Annotated in this window: 18 protein-coding genes; 12 read left to right on the forward strand and 6 right to left on the reverse strand. The window is 62.8% G+C overall.

The window, feature by feature from the left end; all coding sequences use genetic code 11:
• The first annotated feature begins 193 nt into the window (after positions 1 to 193).
• The 8 genes from ACSQ3S_RS05905 (at position 194) to ACSQ3S_RS05940 (ending at position 8,090) form a co-directional block, all read left to right on the forward strand.
• A complete protein-coding gene (locus ACSQ3S_RS05905) occupies positions 194 to 1,303 on the forward strand; it encodes a LysM peptidoglycan-binding domain-containing protein (protein WP_176654820.1) in 1,110 nt (369 codons plus the stop codon).
• Complete coding sequence (gene dprA, locus ACSQ3S_RS05910; RefSeq protein WP_436141840.1) at positions 1,300 to 2,442, forward strand: DNA-processing protein DprA; 1,143 nt, start codon at positions 1,300 to 1,302, stop codon at positions 2,440 to 2,442. The genes ACSQ3S_RS05905 and dprA overlap by 4 nt, the downstream gene beginning before the upstream one ends.
• A gap of 78 nt (positions 2,443 to 2,520) precedes the next feature.
• Complete coding sequence (locus ACSQ3S_RS05915; protein WP_176654818.1) at positions 2,521 to 2,985, forward strand: DUF494 family protein; 465 nt, start codon at positions 2,521 to 2,523, stop codon at positions 2,983 to 2,985.
• Between the two features lie 247 nt (positions 2,986 to 3,232).
• Positions 3,233 to 5,920, forward strand: coding sequence for a DNA topoisomerase III (locus tag ACSQ3S_RS05920; protein WP_436141841.1), 2,688 nt, complete (start codon positions 3,233 to 3,235; stop codon positions 5,918 to 5,920).
• A 250-nt stretch (positions 5,921 to 6,170) separates the two neighbouring features.
• Positions 6,171 to 6,491, forward strand: coding sequence for a metalloregulator ArsR/SmtB family transcription factor (locus ACSQ3S_RS05925; protein WP_436141842.1), 321 nt, complete (start codon positions 6,171 to 6,173; stop codon positions 6,489 to 6,491).
• A 28-nt stretch (positions 6,492 to 6,519) separates the two neighbouring features.
• On the forward strand, positions 6,520 to 7,479 hold the full coding sequence (locus ACSQ3S_RS05930; protein ID WP_436141843.1) for an acyl-CoA desaturase: 960 nt from the start codon (positions 6,520 to 6,522) through the stop codon (positions 7,477 to 7,479).
• 87 nt (positions 7,480 to 7,566) lie between these two features.
• Positions 7,567 to 7,797: an addiction module protein gene (locus tag ACSQ3S_RS05935; protein WP_436141844.1), complete on the forward strand. Its 231-nt coding sequence runs from the start codon at positions 7,567 to 7,569 to the stop codon at positions 7,795 to 7,797.
• The gene (locus ACSQ3S_RS05940) at positions 7,794 to 8,090 is read left to right on the forward strand and encodes a type II toxin-antitoxin system RelE/ParE family toxin (protein WP_436141845.1); all 297 of its coding nucleotides are present in this window, start codon (positions 7,794 to 7,796) and stop codon (positions 8,088 to 8,090) included. The genes ACSQ3S_RS05935 and ACSQ3S_RS05940 overlap by 4 nt, the downstream gene beginning before the upstream one ends.
• Positions 8,091 to 8,117: 27 nt before the next feature.
• On the opposite strand, the gene ACSQ3S_RS05945 is transcribed toward ACSQ3S_RS05940, so the two are convergent.
• From ACSQ3S_RS05945 to ACSQ3S_RS05965, 5 genes are read right to left on the reverse strand one after another with little or no spacing between them, the layout of a single operon-like run.
• Entirely contained in the window at positions 8,118 to 8,447 is a 330-nt protein-coding gene (locus ACSQ3S_RS05945) for a DHCW motif cupin fold protein (RefSeq protein WP_436141846.1), read from the reverse strand.
• A 13-nt stretch (positions 8,448 to 8,460) separates the two neighbouring features.
• Positions 8,461 to 9,009, reverse strand: a complete 549-nt coding sequence (locus ACSQ3S_RS05950; protein WP_176654813.1) for a hypothetical protein — start codon at positions 9,007 to 9,009, stop codon at positions 8,461 to 8,463.
• A gap of 3 nt (positions 9,010 to 9,012) precedes the next feature.
• Positions 9,013 to 9,621, reverse strand: a complete 609-nt coding sequence (locus tag ACSQ3S_RS05955) for a hypothetical protein (protein ID WP_436141847.1) — start codon at positions 9,619 to 9,621, stop codon at positions 9,013 to 9,015.
• A gap of 1 nt (position 9,622) precedes the next feature.
• Entirely contained in the window at positions 9,623 to 10,297 is a 675-nt protein-coding gene (locus tag ACSQ3S_RS05960; protein WP_436141848.1) for a hypothetical protein, read from the reverse strand.
• The gene (locus tag ACSQ3S_RS05965; protein WP_436141849.1) at positions 10,294 to 11,319 is read right to left on the reverse strand and encodes an NADP-dependent oxidoreductase; all 1,026 of its coding nucleotides are present in this window, start codon (positions 11,317 to 11,319) and stop codon (positions 10,294 to 10,296) included. The genes ACSQ3S_RS05960 and ACSQ3S_RS05965 overlap by 4 nt, the downstream gene beginning before the upstream one ends.
• 74 nt (positions 11,320 to 11,393) lie before the next feature.
• Here ACSQ3S_RS05965 and ACSQ3S_RS05970 point away from each other — a divergent pair, with 74 nt between their 5' ends.
• From ACSQ3S_RS05970 to ACSQ3S_RS05985, 4 genes are all read left to right on the forward strand, one after another.
• Positions 11,394 to 12,287: a LysR family transcriptional regulator gene (locus tag ACSQ3S_RS05970; protein ID WP_436141850.1), complete on the forward strand. Its 894-nt coding sequence runs from the start codon at positions 11,394 to 11,396 to the stop codon at positions 12,285 to 12,287.
• A gap of 104 nt (positions 12,288 to 12,391) precedes the next feature.
• Entirely contained in the window at positions 12,392 to 12,874 is a 483-nt protein-coding gene (locus ACSQ3S_RS05975) for a hypothetical protein (protein ID WP_436141851.1), read from the forward strand.
• A 92-nt stretch (positions 12,875 to 12,966) separates the two neighbouring features.
• Positions 12,967 to 13,446 carry a hypothetical protein gene (locus ACSQ3S_RS05980; protein ID WP_353399430.1) on the forward strand — a complete coding sequence of 160 codons (480 nt, stop codon included), beginning with the start codon at positions 12,967 to 12,969 and terminating at the stop codon, positions 13,444 to 13,446.
• Between the two features lie 132 nt (positions 13,447 to 13,578).
• Positions 13,579 to 15,192, forward strand: a complete 1,614-nt coding sequence (locus tag ACSQ3S_RS05985; RefSeq protein WP_436141852.1) for a methyl-accepting chemotaxis protein — start codon at positions 13,579 to 13,581, stop codon at positions 15,190 to 15,192.
• 33 nt (positions 15,193 to 15,225) lie between these two features.
• Here ACSQ3S_RS05985 and ACSQ3S_RS05990 read toward each other — a convergent pair whose 3' ends face one another.
• Positions 15,226 to 18,807 carry an ABC transporter permease/M1 family aminopeptidase gene (locus ACSQ3S_RS05990; protein ID WP_436141853.1) on the reverse strand — a complete coding sequence of 1,194 codons (3,582 nt, stop codon included), beginning with the start codon at positions 18,805 to 18,807 and terminating at the stop codon, positions 15,226 to 15,228.
• Between the last annotated feature and the right edge of the window lies 1 nt (position 18,808).

Raw genomic sequence — 18,808 nt, forward strand, 5'->3', positions numbered from 1 at the left:
GCGCGCGGTGGACCGGAGGTCGCCGCGGCGGTTTTCCCCATCAAAAATGCAACATCCGCGCCGGGTACCATTGCGCGGTTTCTCTTGCTAGTTCAGGGTTTTATGGGCAGAATTTGATTCAATTTAGCAAGCCTTTTCACCTTCTTGCTATCGTGTGCCTGCGCAATGTATGGCGCATTTACCGGATCTACTAATGAAAAATTTTAGCACAGTCGGCACCCGCTTAGTATTGGCGGCGCTTTTTTCCGGTCTGACGGCGGCCTCGGCGGAACCACTGAAATGTGAATTCCGCGCCGACGCGCCGGACCAGCACCTGGTGGTCAAGGGCGATACGCTGTGGGACATTTCCGGTAAATTCCTCGAGCGTCCATGGTGCTGGCCGACCGTCTGGGGCATGAACCGCGACGAGATCGCCAACCCGCACTGGATCTATCCGGGCCAGATCATCTGGTTCGACCGCACCGCCGGCCGCCTGCGGCTGGGCAACAAGATCGAGGCGACCATCGACGGCGCCGGCGGCGCGTCCAACCTGCGGCTCAAGCCGCAACTGCGCACCGAGGGCCTGGGCAAGGACGCGGTGACGTCGATTCCGGCCGGCGTCATCGAGCCGTTCCTGACGCAGCCGCTGATCATCGAAAACGACGAACTGGCCGGCGCACCGCGCGTGGTGGCCACGCAGGAAAGCCATGTGTTCCTGGGCAAGGACGACAAAGCCTATGTGCGCGGCGACCTGAAGGGCAACACCTCGTTCCAGGTGTTCCGTCCCGGCACCCCGTTGAAGGATCCGGTCACCAAGCAGGTCATCGGCTACGAGGCGTTTTACCTGGGCACGCTGAAGCTGCAGACCGAAGCCAAGCCGGGCAGCGGCAGCGACGTGCACACCTTCATCGTCGCCAGCGCCAAGGAGGAAATGGGCAAGGGCGACCAGCTGCGCGCGATTCCGCCGATGCCGATGCAGAACTATGTGCCGCATCCGCCTGAGCTGAAGGTCAATTCGCGGGTGGTGGCGATCTACGGCGGCGTGACGCACGCCGGCCAGAACCAGGTAGTCAGCATTAATCGCGGAAAGCTTGACGGACTCGACATCGGCTCCGTGCTGCAGCTGTACCATGCGGGGAAGACTGTGAGCGACGGCACCGCCAAGAAGAGCTGGCTGGGCATGCGCGAACAGCAGGTCAAGCTGCCGGATGAGGAAGTGGGCAGCTTGTTTATCTTCCGCGTGTTTAAGCATATTTCCTACGGCTTGATCATGCAGGTGTCGGCGCCGGTGGAAGTGGGCGACGTCGCCAAGTCGCCGGAGTGACCCGCGCCGTGCAAGCCACGGATACCCCCACCGCCGAGTTCCAACCAGTCAGCGCGCCGGCGCTGACCGGCTGGCTGCGCCTGCAGATGACGGCCGGCGTCGGCCTGCTGACGGCGCACCGGCTGCTGGAGCGCTTCGCCACGCCGGAGGCGATCTTTGGCGCCGAGCGCGACACGCTGCTGGAGGAGGTCAAGCGCGACCAGGCCGACGCGCTGCTGCAGCCGCCCGCCGAACTGGCTGCGCTGGTCGAGGCCACGCTGGCTTGGCAGCAACAACCCGGCAACCTGCTGCTGACCTTGGACCATCCAGGCTATCCCGAATCGCTGCGCCATGTCGCCGCCGCGCCGCTGATGCTTTACGTCAAGGGCAATGCCGGGCTGCTGGCGCGGCCGTCGCTGGCCGTGGTCGGCGCGCGCAATGCCAGCGTGCAGGGCATGCTGAACGCCGCGCGCATGGCCGAGGCGCTGTCCGACGCCGGCCTGACCATCGTTTCCGGTTTGGCGCTGGGCATCGACGCGGCGGCCCACGCGGGCGGCTTGAACGGTCCGGGCAGCACCATCGCCGTCATCGGCACCGGCCCCGACCGCATTTACCCGGCCCGTCACGACGAGCTGGCGCGCCGCATCGCCGAGCAGGGTTGCATCGTTAGCGAGTACGCGCTGGGCACGCCGCCGCTGCGCGACAACTTCCCCCGCCGCAACCGCGTCATCAGCGGGCTGGCGCGCGGCGTGCTGGTGGTGGAGGCGGCCGCGAAGTCCGGCTCGCTGATCACGGCGCGGCTGGCGGTGGACCAGGGCAAGGCGTTGTATGCGATTCCCGGCTCCATCCACGCCACCTTGTCCAAGGGCTGCCACATCCTGATACGCGAGGACGGCGCCAAGCTGGTGGAAACGGCGGCCGACATCCTGACCGACCTGCAATTGCTGGCGCCCGGCGCCGGCGGCGCGCGGCCGCCGCTGGACGACAGCTTTGTCGACCGCGTGCTGGAGGCGATGGGCGACGATCCGGCCCCGGCCGACCTGCTGGCGCTGCGCCTGGGACAGGCCGCCGCCGACCTGCAGGGCCAGTTGCTGGCGCTGGAACTGGCGGGCCTGATCGAGCGTTTGCCCGGCGGTATGTTCCAGCGCTTGCGCGCATGACAGCGTCCAAGTTGCTGAAAGATAAGGCGTTCTGTGCAGCACTTGTGCGGCATCTGTTTTAGCTGATAGAGTAGAGCCATGTTCGACATCCTTGTTTACCTCTACGAGACGTATTACCGTCCCGATGCCTGCCCTGAACCGGCGGCATTGGCCAAGAAACTGTCGGCTGTCGGTTTTGACGATGTAGAGATTTCCGAGGCATTGGTCTGGCTGACCGACCTGACCGCGATGGCCGGGGTCGAGCAAACGCTGACGGCGGCCTCCACCGGCACCCGTTTCTACGTGGACGAAGAGCAGGACGTGCTCGGTTCTGCCGCGATCGGCTTCATCCAGTTCCTGGAATCGGCCAAGGTGTTGTCGCCATTGCAACGCGAAATCGTCATCGAACGGGCGCTGGCGCTGGAAGAGGCGCCGGTTTCGCTGGGCAAGCTCAAGGTCATCGTCCTGATGTTGCTCTGGAGCCAAGGCAAGGAGCCGGACGCGCTGATGTTCGACGACCTGTTCGGCTCCGACGAGGACCAGGCGCCACGCCTGCTGCACTAATATATACGTGCAGCCTGCCTTGGATTTCCTTCCGGGCAATAAATTAAACAACATTCACCGGCGCCGCTACCCAGTATGGCGCTGTTTGCTTGCAGTCTGGCCGGCAACCCGCTTATCATTGGCGCTTTGACAAGACTGTCACGCGCCGGGCTTGCCATCGGCGACGCAAAAGTGCAGACTGCGACGCGATCCATGTATGATGCGCATGCTGCACCCATCCAAAGTGTTAAAAAACGAGATACAAAATATGACCAAAACCCTCATCATCGCCGAGAAGCCTTCTGTCGCGAACGACATCGCGAAGACGCTTGGCGGCTTTACCAAGCACGATGAGTACTTTGAATCCGACGAGTACGTGCTGTCCTCCGCCGTCGGTCACCTGCTGGAAATTGCCGTACCGGAAGAACACGACGTCAAGCGCGGCAAATGGAGCTTCGCCCACCTGCCGATGATCCCGCCGTACTTCGCGCTCAATCCGATCGCCAAGACCGAGTCGCGGCTCAAGGTGCTCAACAAGCTGATCAAACGCAAAGACGTCACCACCCTGATCAACGCATGTGACGCGGGGCGCGAAGGGGAACTGATTTTCCGCCTGATCGCGCAGAACGCCAAGGCCAAGCAGCCGGTCAAGCGCCTGTGGCTGCAATCGATGACGCCCGGCGCGATCCGCGAAGGCTTCACCCACCTGCGCAGCGACGAAGACATGATGCCGCTGGCCGACGCTGCCCGCTGCCGCTCGGAAGCGGACTGGCTGATCGGCATCAACGGCACCCGCGCGATGACCGCGTTCAACTCGAAAGAGGGCGGCTTCTACCTGACCACCGTGGGCCGCGTGCAGACGCCGACCTTGTCGATCGTGGTCGAGCGCGAAGAGAAGATCAAGAAATTCGTCCCCCGCGACTTCTGGGAAGTGCGCGCCGAATTCGTCTGCGCGGCCGGCATCTACGAAGGCCGCTGGCTGGACACCAAGTTCAAGAAGGACGAGACCGATCCGGAGAAGCGCGCCGAGCGCCTGTGGAGCAAGGCCGCGGCCGACACCATCGCCATGGCTTGCCGCGGCAAGCAGGGCGTGGTCACCGAGGAAGCCAAGCCGACCACGTCGATGGCGCCGGCGCTGTTCGACCTGACCAGCCTGCAGCGCGAAGCCAACTCGCGCTTCGGCTTCTCGGCCAAGAACACGCTGGGCCTGGCCCAGGCGCTGTACGAAAAGCACAAGGTGCTGACCTACCCGCGTACCGATTCGCGCCACCTGCCGGAAGACTACATTCCGACCGTGCTGCAGGCGCTGGACGTGGTCAAGGAAAACCCGAACTACCACCAGTTCGCCAAGCAGATCCTGGACAAGAAGTGGGTCAAGCCGAACAAGCGCATCTTCGACAACACCAAGATCTCGGATCACTTCGCGATCATCCCGACCACGATCGCGCCGAAGAACCTGTCCGAGCCGGAACAGAAGCTGTACGACCTGGTCACGCGCCGCTTCATGGCCGTGTTCTTCCCGCCTGCCGAGTTCCAGGTCACCACCCGCTACACCGAAGTGATGGGCCATCAGTTCAAGACTGAAGGCAAGGTCATGACCAATCCGGGCTGGCTGGCGATCTACGGCAAGGAAGCGTCGACCGACGACGACAAGGAAGGCAACGCCAACGGCAATCTGGTGCCGGTCGCCAAGGGCGAGAAGGTGCTGACCGACCAGGTCAACGCCAACGGCCTGGTCACCAAGCCGCCCGCACGCTACACCGAGGCGACGCTGCTGTCGGCCATGGAAGGCGCCGGCAAGCTGGTCGAGGACGACGAGCTGCGCGATGCGATGGCCGGCAAGGGCCTGGGCACGCCGGCCACGCGCGCCGCCACCATCGAGGGTCTGCTGACCGAGCGCTACCTGCTGCGCGAAGGCCGCGAACTGATGCCGACCGCGAAGGCGTTCCAGCTGATGACCTTGCTGCGCGGCCTGGGCGTCAACGAACTGACCGCACCGGAACTGACCGGCGAGTGGGAATACAAGCTGTCGCAGATGGAGAAGGGCAAGATCTCGCGTGACGAGTTCATGCGTGAAATCGCCCAGATGACGCAGATCATCGTCAAGCGCGCCAAGGAATACGACAACGATACGATTCCCGGCGACTACCACACGCTGCGCACGCCTTGCCCGAACTGCAACAGCGTGGTCAAGGAAAACTATCGCCGCTTCGCCTGCACCAAGTGCGACTTCTCGATGAGCAAGACGCCGGGCAGCCGCCAGTTCGAGATCGAGGAAGTCGAGCAGTTGCTGAAGGACCGCACCATCGGCCCGCTGCAAGGTTTCCGCTCGAAGATGGGACGTCCGTTCGCGGCCATCCTGCGCATCGTGCGCGACGAAGAGATCAAGAACTTCAAGCTGGAGTTCGACTTCGGCCAGAACGACGATTCGGAGGATGCGGAACCGGTCGACTTCACCGGCCAGACCGCGCTGGGGCCGTGCCCGAAATGCGCCGGCGGCGTGTACGAGATGGGCCTGGCGTATGTGTGCGAGAATAGCGTCGCCAAGCCGAAGACGTGCGACTTCCGCAGCGGCCGCATCATCCTGCAGCAGGAGATCCTGCCCGAGCAGATGGCCAAGCTGCTCAACGACGGCAAGACCGATCTGCTGCCGGGCTTTGTTTCGCAACGCACGCGCCGTCCGTTCAAGGCCTTCCTGGTGAAGGGCAAGGACGGCAAGATCAGCTTCGAGTTCGAGGAACGCAAGGCCAAAGCGCCCGCCAAGGGCAAGGCGGCGGTAGCGGACGACGGCGCAGACGATGCGGCGGGAGCTGGCTCGGCTGAAAAGTCGAGCGCCAAGAAAGCCCCGGCCAAGAAAGCCGCGCCGGTCAAGGCCGCGGCGGTGAAAAAGCCGGCAGCCAAGAAAGCGCCAGCCAAAAAAGCGGCGCCGAAAAAAGCCGCCGCAACCGCCGAGTAATCCTCAGCTGCACCAATGAAAACGGGACCTTGATGGTCCCGTTTTTTATCGTGCCCCTTCAGCAGCTACTAGCCGTTTGCCAAGGCGCCGCTTGACCTCGTCCTGTGTAAGTGTTCCCTCCGCCTTTACGCGCTCCTCGCTGCTCTCAATCTTGGATAAAACGTAGAGATGATATTGATCTTGTCGAAAGAAGTGGACATTGCGCCGAAATAGGATTTAAATATTAACTTATTCGTTAATAGGTGAATCAATGGAGCTTGACCGTGTATTCGAGGCGTTGGCCTCCAGACCTCGCAGGCAAATCCTGGCCTACTTGTCGGAACTTGAACTATCGACTTCCGAATTGGCGACCCGCTTCGAAATGAGTGCCCCGGCGATCTCGCGTCATCTTTCGATACTGGAAAACGCTGGTCTCGTCACTAGCGAGCGCAAGGGACAATTCGTGCTGTACAAATTGAACGCTGACAGCCTGGTGAACACGTTGACTGGATATGCATTGGAGGTTTGTCCCGTCGGTGGACCGCTGAAGCGTGAGTCCAGGACATTGAGCAAGAAAAAGAAAGCTACTTGATCGGTACTCTCGTGAAAGGAGTAGCAGTATGTCGCACGCGTTTTCCAGTATCGAGCAACATCGTGTCCGGGCTGCCGCCGCAGACAGTGTCGTGATCGGTGAAGTGCGCTATGCGCCGCTGAAGTCGCTATGGTTTCTCGGCATGGCCGCTGCCGCGATCATCGGTGGGTACACGACATTTACGCTAGCCAGCCTGGTGCTATTCCTGATATCCACCGCAGTCGTACTATTGTTTGGCCACTCGCTGGGCAGCCATCGCAAGTTGATACACGATAGCTACCAGTGTCCGAAGTGGCTGGAATATTTGCTGGTCTATCTTGGCGTGCAGGTTGGATTGGCCGGGCCTCTGGGCCTGCTGCGACAGCATGAATTGCGCGACTACGCACAGCGTCTGCCGGAATGCCATGACTATCTGCGCCACGGACGAACGGCATGGTTAGACGCCTGGTGGCAGCTGAATTGCGAATTGCACCTGACCGACGAGCCGCAAGTCCACATTGAGCCGCGCATCGCGGAAGACCGCTTCTATCGATTCCTGGAACGCACCTGGATGCTGCAGCAGTTGCCGGTCGCTATGTTGCTGTTTTGTTGGGGTGGCTGGTCATTCGTGTTCTTCGGCACATGTGCGCGAGTGACGGCCGGCGTGTTTGGCCATTGGTTGATCGGCTACTTCGCTCACAATCACGGCGAAATGCATTACGAAGTACGCGGCGCCGCAGTGCAAGGGCACAATATTCGCCTGACTTCTCTGTTGACGATGGGCGAGTGCTGGCATAACAATCATCACGCATTTCCGGGTTCGGCCAAATTGGGCTTGCACGCCGGAGAATGGGATCCCGGCTGGTGGGTACTATGCATGATGCGCTGCGTCGGCTTGGCATGGAGCTTCAAACTTCCATCAGATTTGCCGGCCCGGCCGGAGTTGATGCAACTCGACCGCTCCGCCAGCGCAATCGACGATAAACAGCTTGGCCCCAGTTTTGGTTGACGAGCGGTGCTGCTCGGCGTTGTCGACGGTCTCGTTTTCATTTCCAGATATACTGCAGTTACTCTCTTATCCATCTCAGGAGCGACCATGGTCGATCGTGTTGCAGAACTTGCCGCGCAAGGTCGTGCGCTTCCCGCTCATGAACGGCTGCGCCTGCTTACTTTGCTGCTCGAGTCTTTACGTGAGGATGCTTTGGTTGATGTGGACGCCGCTTGGGTAGCAGAAATTGAACGTCGAGTTGCTTCCCATGAACAAGGCGATGGCGAGCTCTTTGAGGTGGATGACGTAATGAGAGATGCTGCACGCATCGCACCTTGAGTCAGAAACGTCTCCGCCTTCGAGCAGAGGCCCGTGCTGAATTGCTGCACGAGACTGAGTATTACGAAATGCAGCGACCTGGGGCCGGCCGCAATTTTCGACTGGCTGTTCAAGCCGCCTTCAACGTCCTCCGAAAGTTTCCCTCAGGGGGCGCACCAGGACCCGCAGGCACGCGAAAGGTTAAAGTAAAGGGCTTTCCATTTACGGTGGTGTATCGTGAAGAAGCCGCCGAGTTTGTTATTTTTGCTATCGCGCATGACCGCAAAAAACCTGGTTACTGGATTAAACCCTGAGCTGATGCAACTCATCACTCCACCAGCTCAATCAACGATAAACAACTTGGCGCCGATCGTTGTTGAGGATCGGTGCGGCTCGGCGTTGTCGGCTACCTGGTAGCTGGTGCCGGGCGTCAGTGTGTAGCTGCGGCCGTCTTCCAGTTCGGTGTGCAGTTCGCCTTCCAGGCAGAACAGGATGTGGCCTTTGACGCACCAGTGATCTGCCAGGTAGCCTGGCGTGTACTCGACCATGCGAACGCGGATCGCGCCGAACTTTTGCGTGCGCCAGTAGGCGGTGCCGGTTGCGCCCGGATGCTCGGTGGGCTCGATGGAGCGCCAGTCGGTGGTGCCGAAGGGGATGTCTGAAATCTGCATGAATGGCTCTCGGCTATTTGGTGCTTAACTCGTCAACGGCCTGCTTGTATTCGGTCGATGCCTTGAGGCGGTCCATGTAGCGGATATTGCGTTTGGCGCTGGTGGGGATCGTGTAATCGGACAAACTGCCGCGCGCGCCGCAGTGGCCGGGATGACAGCTGGCGCTGCCGTTGATCCGGTCTGTGAGGCTGAGCTGGCCGGCGTTGGTGCTGATCGACATCGTGCAGGGCGCTTCGCCCGGCAGTGGCGCTTGCGGGTCGCGATAAACGAAATGCCCCTGGTCGTATTTGGCGATGCCGCTGATGCTGCACGTGTGCCCGTTATAGAACTGCAGCTCGGCGCGGAAATAGATGCGCTGATCGTCGTAACGGACGATTTCGACGATGTCCTCGGATTGATAGGGCTCGTCGGGTTTGCCCTCTCCCACGTACACAGCATTGGCAAAGCGGTGTTTGTACACGCCCTGCATCTGGTCGATCAGTTTGGACGATGCGGAATCGGCGCTCGCCGCCGCAGTGCTGAAGAGAAAGCCGAAAGCCAGGATAGCGCAGCGTAGGGTCATGATTTATCTTGAGCTGACTCGCCATGCTCGGCCAGGCGCCAGCGCCGGCATCACCATGTCGCCGGAGTTCCATTGTAGCGCTTGTTGCAAGGTCGGCGTCGTCAGGGACGGCGCCGCATCAAGAGTTGACGCGACTGCCTGCCATTGCTGGTCATGGTGGTAGATGGTGATCTCGCAGGCGCCGCTCGGGCTGCCGCGGGCCCATGCCATCCAGCGCTCGCCGATGAGCAGGTAGGCCAGCTCATCGCTGTCGGGGTCTTCGAGGCGCACGCCATGCATGGCACCGGTGGGTTCCCGGTACCAGTCCTCTTCGTAGCTGTGGTCGAGGCCCGCCTCGTGGATGTGGTCGGCGTCGTCGAAACGCATCCAGCCGGCGTCGAGGTCGGCGCTGATCGCGGGGCAGGCGATGGCGGGGCGCCATTCGCAGCGGTCGCCGTCCACCACCGTTTCGCCGGCAAAGCCGCTGATGCCGGCGCGGCCGACGGGAATGCGCAGGTCGATGTGATAGCGCGCGGCCTGGAACCACCACACCTGCGTGGTCAGGTCGCTGCTGCCGTTGCTGCGCCAGATGCCCTTGCGGCGCCACAAGCCTTCGTATTCTGCTGGAACCATGTCACTTCAAGTCCTCGGTATAAAAATACACCGTACCACGAATCGCGCCGGCGGGCACATGCAGTGCTGCGGCCAATGCTTGAGCGTCCGGCTGCTGCAGCGCTTGCTTGCGCAGCGTGATGGCCGCCGTCGATGCGCCGCTTGCCGCGGTGTAGGCAACGATGTGGTCGAAGTCCGGCCGGCTGTCGATCCGCTTGACCAGGTAGCGCTGATTGCCGCTGCCGATCTGCACGTAGCTGGCGTCGGCGCTGGTCTTCTGCGCCGGCGACAACTGGCGGAACATCAGCACCTTGTCGACCACGACGGTGGCGGCGGCGAACTGCGTTGCGCCGCCTTGCTCAAAGTGTCCCTTCACCAGATCCGCCTTGAACTGCCGCAGCGGCACAGCTGCCGACGGCGCCAGCCGCGACAGCTCGAACTTCTCCGGCGCGATGGTCCACAGCGCGGTCTTGCCGTCGAGACGCTTGCGCAGCGCGGCGTCGGTGGCTGCATCGGCGACGTGCACCTGCAGGATCACCTGGTAGTCGTGCGGCGCATGGAACATCGGCAGGTGCGATGCATACAGCCCTTGCTTGCCGCCAAACAGCGCCATGCCGTGCTCGCCGTAGGTGGCGTCGGCGGCGGCAGCGCTGCCGGACGCCAGGGCCAGCGCCAGCGTTACGGCGACGGCCCTCATGCCTTCACCAGCAGCTTGCCGCGGTGCTCGCCGGTGAACAGCGAATTCAGCGCCGACGGCAATTGCTCGAAGCCGTCGATCACCGTTTCCTCGAACACGATCTCGCCCGCCTTCACCCACGGCGCGACGATGCGGACCATCTCGTCCATGCGGTGCAGGTAGTCGCGCGCCAGCATGCCCTGGATCGTGGCGCGCTGGTACAGCATGTGATGCAGCAGGCGCGGCCCCAGTTCCGGCGTCTCCAGCCCGCCGCTGTACTGGCTGATCTGGCCGCAGACGACGATGCGCGCGCGGCGGTTGATGATGGGGATGATGGCATCGGTTACCATGCCGCCGACGTTATCGAAATACACGTCGACGCCACCGGTCAGGCGCTTGATTTCCGCGCCCAGCGCGTCGGCATCGTTCCAGGCCTTGTAGTCGATGGTCCAGTCCGCACCCAGTGTGTCGCGCAGCCAGTCGCACTTGGCTTGGCCGCCGGCGATGCCCAGCACGCGGGCGCCGTGGCGCTTGGCGAACTGCACCACCAGCGATCCGACCGCGCCGGCCGCGCCGGAGACCACCACTACTTCGCCCGCATGCGGCTTGCCCGATTCGGTCAGTCCGAACCAGGCGGTGCGGCCCGGCATGCCAAGCACGCCCAGCGCAGTGGTGACCGGTGCCAGGTCGGGATCGATGCGTTTCAGTCCGCTTGCGTGCACACGCGCATGGGTTTGCCAGCCGGTATAGCTCTGCACCCAGTCACCGGCGGCAAAGCCGGGCGCGTTCGAGGCCAGCACCTGCGCCACCACGCCGCCCTGTTGCGCGGTGTCGAGCGGATGCGGATCGGTGTCGTAGGTCGGCTTGGTCGACTGGCCGATGCGCATGTACGGATCGACGCTGAACCAGCGCGCTTCAATCAGCACTTCTCCGTCGCCGAGCGTGGTGGACAGTGGTTGTTCAACGAGCTCGTAGTGCTCGGCGGTGATCTGGCCGACAGGCTGCCGGCGGTAGATCCATTGTTTTTGGGTGAGGGTCGTCATGCTGCTGATGGTAAGATGCTATTCGTATCGCGTAAAGCAACTTAAATTCACTTTTTGTATCCTGTTTGGACATCATGAATCTTTCTGACCTGCGTGTGTTTGTCAGCGCCGCCCGCCGGCCGTCGCTGGGCGCGGCTGCGTTGGAGATGCATTTGACGCCGTCGGCCGTGTCCAAGGCCTTGAAGCGGCTGGAGGACAGCCTGGGCAAGCCCTTGTTCGACCGCAGCGGCAAGCAGCTGGTGCTGAACGACAGCGGCCAGTTGCTGCTGTCGCGCGCGCAGACGCTGCTGGCGCTGGCCGACCAGGCCAGGGCCGATTTGATGGGCGAGCAGGCCACGGTCGACAGCCGCATCGGCGGGCCGGCGATTTTGCTGTGGCGTCACGGGCAGATGTTGTCGCAGGCCTTGCAGGCCTATCCGGAGGGCAGCCTGCGCATGCAGGCGATGTTCGAGGATGAAGCGCTGGCGGCGCTGGCGCGCGGCGACATCAACGCCGCCATCGTCACCGGCGACGTGATCGAAGGCCGTGGCGAGCATTGGTCGGACGAATGGCAGGTCACGCCGCTGGGCAGCGTGACCCTGCATCTGGTGGCGGGGCGGCGGCATCCGCTGGCGGTGGACGAGGCCACCTCGGCGCAGGTGCTGGAGCATGATTTTGCTTGTCCTTCGCGATCGCTGTTTTGTGGCGTGCAACGCGGCGCCCGCTCCGACGGCTGGCGCGACGATCAGCTGCCGCGCAAGATCCGCTACTGGACCGACGACCTGCAATTGCTGCTGACGCTGGTCAAATCCGGCCAGGCGCTGGCCTATCTGCCGGACTTCGCGCTGGCCGATCCGGAACTGCGCCGCATCCACGTCACCGATTGCGCGTTCGAATGCGTGGAGCAGGTGGCGCTGGTGTGGAATCACGTCAAGGCCGGCGCCTGGCAGCGCGAGCTGGCTGCCGCCTTGGCCGGATACACCTGGTAACTTTTCTTACTGGAATGTGGTCACCGCCTTGCATGGCGGCCGCGTTAATTGCTCAAGACGCTGATGAGCAGCGATCTGCAAACCACTAGAAAAGGAACTCCATCATGAAAACCAAATCCCTGATGATCGCCGGCATGCTTTCCATGATCAGTGCAGCAGCCTTCGCGCAAACCAATCCAGTGGCGCAAGTCCGCCAGGACAACGCTCAGATTCGCCAGGACAGCAAGGAAGTACACCAGGACACCCGCCAGATCAAGCGTGACAACGCGGTGATCGCCGCCAAGCAAGGCCAGGTCGCCGCCGGCAAGCAGCAACTGCAGGCGGAGCGCGGCGAACGCAACGCGCTGGCCCGTGCCGAGCACGCCGACATCAAGAAGGGCGACATCGCCGGCGCGCAGCAGCTGGATCAGGCGCGCCGGGCCGAGCAGCACGATATCAAGGTGCAGAAGCAGGTCATCAAGCACGACGAAAAAGTGATCGCCCGCCGCAGTGCCGACAAGCATCACGAGCAGCTGGCGCGCCATGAGGAGAAGGTGGAGCGCCATGCCGACAAGGTCCAGCGCGACCACGACGCCGCCAAAATCTGATTGCCGAAGTTTTAAGAAAGCCGGGCGCCTCCAAACCGCCCGGTTTTTTTGCGCTTGCGCCATGCGGACCCAACCACTATAGTGAAAGCACCATGACCGTCGCCCTCAACTCCGTCAGCGCCAGCCCGGCGTACCAGCCTTACGTTCCCACCGTGTCCGGTGTGGCGGCGGGGGCCTTGTCGTCCGAGGCGGTCAGCCTGTCGGCGCAGTCGGCGGTGGTGGCCTCGCTGGGCGGGAGCACCGGTGCCTCGGTGTACACGCCGTCGGGCTTGCTGGATGCGCTGCAGCAGGCGGGACAAACCACCGAACCGATCAGCGTGCCTGAGCAGGGCAGCAACGTCGACACTTCGGCCACTGCCCAGCAGGCGTTGGACCAGGGGATTCTTTCCTCTTTGGCATCGTCGCCATCGGCGTCCGGCGTTTATACCGGCGCCGGCACCGTCAGCGGACTTTCCGCACAGGCATCGGCTAACTGGGCCGACCTGCTGAAGGCCAATCCCAATCTGGCCGGCACCGTCATCGCCGACTCCTTCAACGCCGGGCTGGTCAGCTCGCTGGACGTCACAGCCTAGTCATACTTCAGCAATAAAATAATTGCCGTGGTACACTAGCGGTTCTTCAGGGCAACTATATCCTCTCGCCCGATCGCAGTTTCCATCGTTGTAGTCGTATTTCCAACATTGCCTTAGCCGGCAATCTCTATCATGAAAAATTTGAAAATCGGCACGCGCCTTGCCGCGGGCTTTGGCTTGGTATTGGCGTTGATGACGCTGATGACCGTGATCGGCATCGGCCACATGCAGACCGTGGCGGAAGCCACCCGCGACATGATGCAGCAGCCGCTGGCCAAGGAACGCATGATCAGCGACTGGTATCGCCTGATCCACACCAGCGTGCGCCGCACGTCGGCGATCTCCAAGAGCAGCGACCCGTCGCTGGGACCGTTCTTTGCCGAAGAGACGGCCGCCTCCACCGCCGAGGTCAACGGCCTGCAAAAGAAAGTCGAGCCATTGCTCGAGAGCGAGAAGGAGAAATCGCTGTTCGAGGAAATGAAGGCCAACCGCAAGCGCTATCTGGCTTCGCGCGACGGCATCGTCGCGCTGAAGAAGGACGGCAAGCTGGAGGAGGCCGCCGAGCTGCTGGACCAGCGCTTCACTCCCGACGGCAAGGCTTACCTGGAATCGCTGCGCGGCCTGCTGGAACTGCAGCGCAAGAGCATCGACGACAACGCGGTGGCGATTGAAACGCTGTACCAGCGCAGCCGCCAGTTCATGATCGCGTTCGGCCTGGTGGTGCTGGCGCTGGGCGTCGTCTGCGCCTGGCGTTTGACGCGCGGCATCACGGTGCCGCTGAACCAGGCGGTGGAAATCGCCGTCGCCGTGGCCAACAAGGACCTGACCAGCCATATCGCCGCGACCAGCAAGGATGAGACCGGCCGCCTGCTGGAAGCGCTGCGCATGATGAACGACGGCTTGATCGGCATCGTCGCGGAAGTACGCAGCGGCACCGAAGGCATTTCCAGCGCATCGAGCCAGATCGCCGCCGGCAACCTGGACCTGTCGGGCCGTACCGAAGAGCAGGCGTCGAGCCTGGAAGAGACCGCGTCGTCGATGGAGGAACTGACGTCGACCGTCAAGCAGAACGCCGACAACGCGCGCCAGGCCAATCAGCTGGCGGTCAAGGCAACGGAAGTGGCGCAGCGCGGCGGCGGCGTGGTGGCGGACGTGGTCGAAACCATGGACGCGATCAACGTCTCGGCGCGCAAGATCGTCGACATCATCGGCGTCATCGACGGCATCGCCTTCCAGACCAACATCCTTGCGCTGAACGCGGCGGTGGAAGCGGCCCGCGCCGGCGAGCAGGGCCGCGGTTTCGCGGTGGTGGCGACCGAAGTGCGCAGCCTGGCGCAACGCAGCGCGACGGCGGCCAAAGAGATCAAGACGCTGATCGACGATTCGCTGGAAAAAGTCGACGCCGGCAGCATGCTGGTGACGCAGGCGGGCATGACGATGAGCGAAGTGGTGGACAGCATCCAGCGCGTGACCGACATCATGGGCGAGATCACGACGGCCAGCCTGGAGCAGAGTTCCGGCATCGAACAGGTCAACCAGGCGATCGGCCAGATGGACCAGGTCACGCAGCAGAACGCCGCGCTGGTGGAAGAAGCCGCCGCCGCGGCAGCCTCGCTGCACGACCAGGCCGACGCGCTGGCGCAGGTGGTGGCCGTGTTCAAACTGAGCGCCGCCCCAAGCGCGCGCCGCACGGCAGCCGACACCGGCCGCCGCCCAGCCACCGCCCGCCTGCAACTCAGCGTCTAAAAATAAAACCGGGGTCAGTGCCGACCCCGGGGGTTATTGGGCTTGCAGTTCGACGTTGATCAGGTTGTCGTCGGGCTTGCGGTCGATCAGCTTGTTGTCGGGGTCGATGCCGGCCTTGGCCGGACGGCCGCTGACGATCACCGTGTACAGATTGTCTTTGCGCTCGATGAGCTTGCGTTCGCGGTACAGGCTGTTGCCGTCCTTGTCGTCGATGCCGATGTCGATCCAGTCCTTCAGCGCCGTATCCTTTTCCACGCCCTGGTCGGTGGCGTGCACCTTGGCGGCGCTCACCGCGAACGTCACTTCGTAGCGGCCGTCCGCCAGCTTGCGCGCGCTGGCCGATACCGCGTGGTTTTCATACAGCACGATCTGGTTGAACAGGTCGTCGATCAGGTAGGCCTGGTCCGGCGGCACGATCTTGCGCAGCGCGTCCACCAGCACCGTCACGCTCGGGTACGGCCCGCTCTTGCGGCCGGATTGCGCCAGCATGTCCTTCAGCGCGCTGTTGACCTTGGCTTCGCCGACGATGTCCTGCAACTGGTACATCGCCAGGCTGCCCTTGCGGTACTGGATGTAGTTCTGGTTTTCATTCTCCGCCAGCGGCAATTCCTTCTTGCGTTCCATGGCGCGGCCCATCAGGTACTGGTCCAGGTCGTAGTGCAGGAAGCGGCGCATCTTGTCGGCGCCGAAGCTCTTTTTCATCACCATCAGCGCCGAGTATTCGGCCAGGGTTTCGCTCAGCACGCTGCCGCCGCGCGTGTTGCCGCCGACCAGTTGATGCCCCCACCACTGGTGCGCCACTTCGTGCGCGGTGACGTAGAACGGATAGTCGATGTCCTTCGGATTCTTGTCGTTGACCTTGGCGATGAATCCTATCGATTCCGAATACGGGATCGTGCTCGGGAACGATTGCGCAAACGCGGCGTAGCGCGGGAACTCGACGATGCGCACCAGCTTGTGCTGGTAGGGTCCGAAGTTCCTGGTGTAGTAGTCCAGCGATTCCTTGATGCCCTTGTCCATGCGGTCCAGGTTGTATTCGTGGCCCGGATGATAGTACAGCTCGATGCCTACATCCTGCCACCAGTCGCGCTTGACCAGGTAGCGTGCCGACTGGAACGCATAGAAGTTCAGGATGGGCTGGTCCATCTTGTAGTGATAGTAGTGCCGCCCCTGCCTGCTCCATTCCTTGACCAGCGTGCCCGGTGCGATCGCCACCTGGTCGGCGCTGGTGCTGATGGTGGCGTCGAAGTTGATCCAGTCGGCGTCGCTGCTGACGATGTTGTTGACCAGGCCGGCCGGATCGTCGCGCGGCAGCATGCGCTCGCGCGCCGGCAGCTTGTGTTTCTTGCGGTCGCGCGCGTCGCTCAGTTCCGCCGCCTGCATGTAGCCGATGTGCGGCAGCACGCTGTTGTTGAAGAAGGTGCCGTTGGCGACCACCGGCGTGTCCTGGCCGATGCCGAGGATGCCGTTCGGCGTGTAGGCGATGTCGAAGTCCAGCGTCAGTTTCTCGCCCGGCGCCAGCGGCTTGGCCAGCTTGTAGCTGTAGAAGCCCAGCTGTTCATCGTTGATGCCCGGCCGCACGTCCTGGCTGAAGCGCACCTTGTAGTGGGTGGTGGTGCTGTCCTGGTGGATCATCACGTCGCTGACCGGCTGCGCGGTCTTGTTCTCGAGCAGGTAGCGTCCCTTGACGACCAGGCTGCGTTTGTCCGGCACGATCGCCACGTCCAGCTTGACATCGGTGATGCGCGGTTGCGGCACGACGGCGAACTTCTTGTACTTGCGTTCGTAGTCGGCGCGCTCGGCATCTTTTTGATAGGGCGATTTGTAGCAGTTGACGATGTGCATGTTGTAGTAAAGCACTCCGCCTGCGCCGGCAAAGATCAGCAGCCCGGCCGCGATCGTGGCCAGCACCGGCAGCGTCAGCGCATGGCGCGCCAGTTGCAGGCGCTGGCGCCAGCCGTCGTCGGTGCCGCGCGACCAGAACAGCAGCGACAACACCACCAGCAGCAGCGCCGTGCCGCCCCAGTAGGCCTCGAACCAGCGCTCGCGCGCCAGAAAGTGGCCATAGCCGTTCATCGCGGAATAGATGAAGCTGGGGCTGTTGCCGTAGATGAGCATAGGATCGTCGACGCCCATCGTGCCCAGCGTGATCGTGGCCAGGTAGTAGACGATCATCGCGAAGTAGGCGAGGTATTTCTGGTTGATCAGCACCTGCATGGCGATCGCCAGCACCGCCACCAGCGCGTACTGCGGCAGCTGCAGCAGGAACAGGTGGTACAGGTACAGGCCGGGTTCGAGGATGAAATAGCCCTTGACGATCTGGATCGCCATGCCGCTCAGCATGACGATCGCCATCAGCAGCACCTGCAGGCCGATCAGCGCGAACAGCTTGGACAGCATCGGCAGCCAGCTCGGCACCGGCAGCGCGTCCAGCATCTGCCCCATGCGCGCCTCGCGCTCGCGCCACACCAGCTCGCCGGCGTAGAAGGTGGTGATGACCAGCATGAACAGCGCGAAGGTTTCGCTCACCGATTCCAGCACCAGGTAGGTGACTGGGTAGGTGGTGGTGCCGAACATCGAGCCCATGTCCAGCGAACTGGCGAACATCATCAGCACGCCGGCCAGCACGATGACGACGAAATAGATGTTCTTGGTGGTTTCGCGCAGGTTCAGCCAGCTCATCTGCAACAGCAGCGCGGCCAGGCTGCGCGACTTGAAGTCCGGCTTTTCCTGCGTGTTGGTCGAGGCCGCCGACAGGTGCAGCGGCGTTTCGCCTTCGCCGCGGCTGGTGCTGCCGTGGCCGCTGTCGATGGTGGCGATGAAGTGGAAGCGCCAGTAGCCGACCAGCAGGCCGGCCAGCGCGAACGAGCACCACAGCACGCGGTTCAGCAGGTACACGCCTTCCGGATAGAACATGCGGGTGTTGCGCTCGATGATGGGCCAGTACTCGGTCACGCGGATCACGGCGGTGGTGCCGAACGGGTCGATCAGCGCGGCCAGCGTCTTGTAGTCGAGGTCGCGCGCCAGGCCGGGGGCGACGATGTAGCCGATCAGCATGACCACGCTGGAGATGTAGACCGGCAGCATGCGCCGTGTCAGCGCGGCCAGGATGAAGAACACGGCGCCGAAGATGAAGATGTTGGGCAGGATGACGATCAGGTAGGGAATCAGGTAGCCGGCCGCGCCGGGCTGTCCCAGCCGCTCGGGATCGATGCCGGGGATGTAGCTGCCCAGCCAGGCGCCCAGCAGGATGCTGGTGAAGATGACGGCCAGCGTCAGGTAGGCGCCGAGGAAGCGGCCGAACATGTACTGGTGTTTCTTGATCGGCGCGCTGAAGAAGAAGTGCTGCATGTCGTACTCGAAATCCTGCTGCACCGAGCGGCCCATCATGGCGGCGATGACCACCACGCCCAGCGAGCCGAGGAAGCTGGTGGTGAACATCAGCGAGCGCGGCGAGTCGATCAGCTGGCTGCCGAAGGTGACCGAGGCGCCCTTGAAGAAGCCGCCGGCGGCCATCATCCACAGCAGCGACAGCGCCAGGAAGCCGGCGAAATACACCCAGGTGGACAGCAGCTTGAGGCGCTGTCGCGCTTCAAAGAGAGCGATGGCAAACATG

Origin of the sequence: Duganella sp. LjRoot269, from assembly GCF_964254095.1 — a bacterium.
Taxonomy (GTDB): Bacteria; Pseudomonadota; Gammaproteobacteria; order Burkholderiales; family Burkholderiaceae_D; genus Rugamonas; species Rugamonas hordei.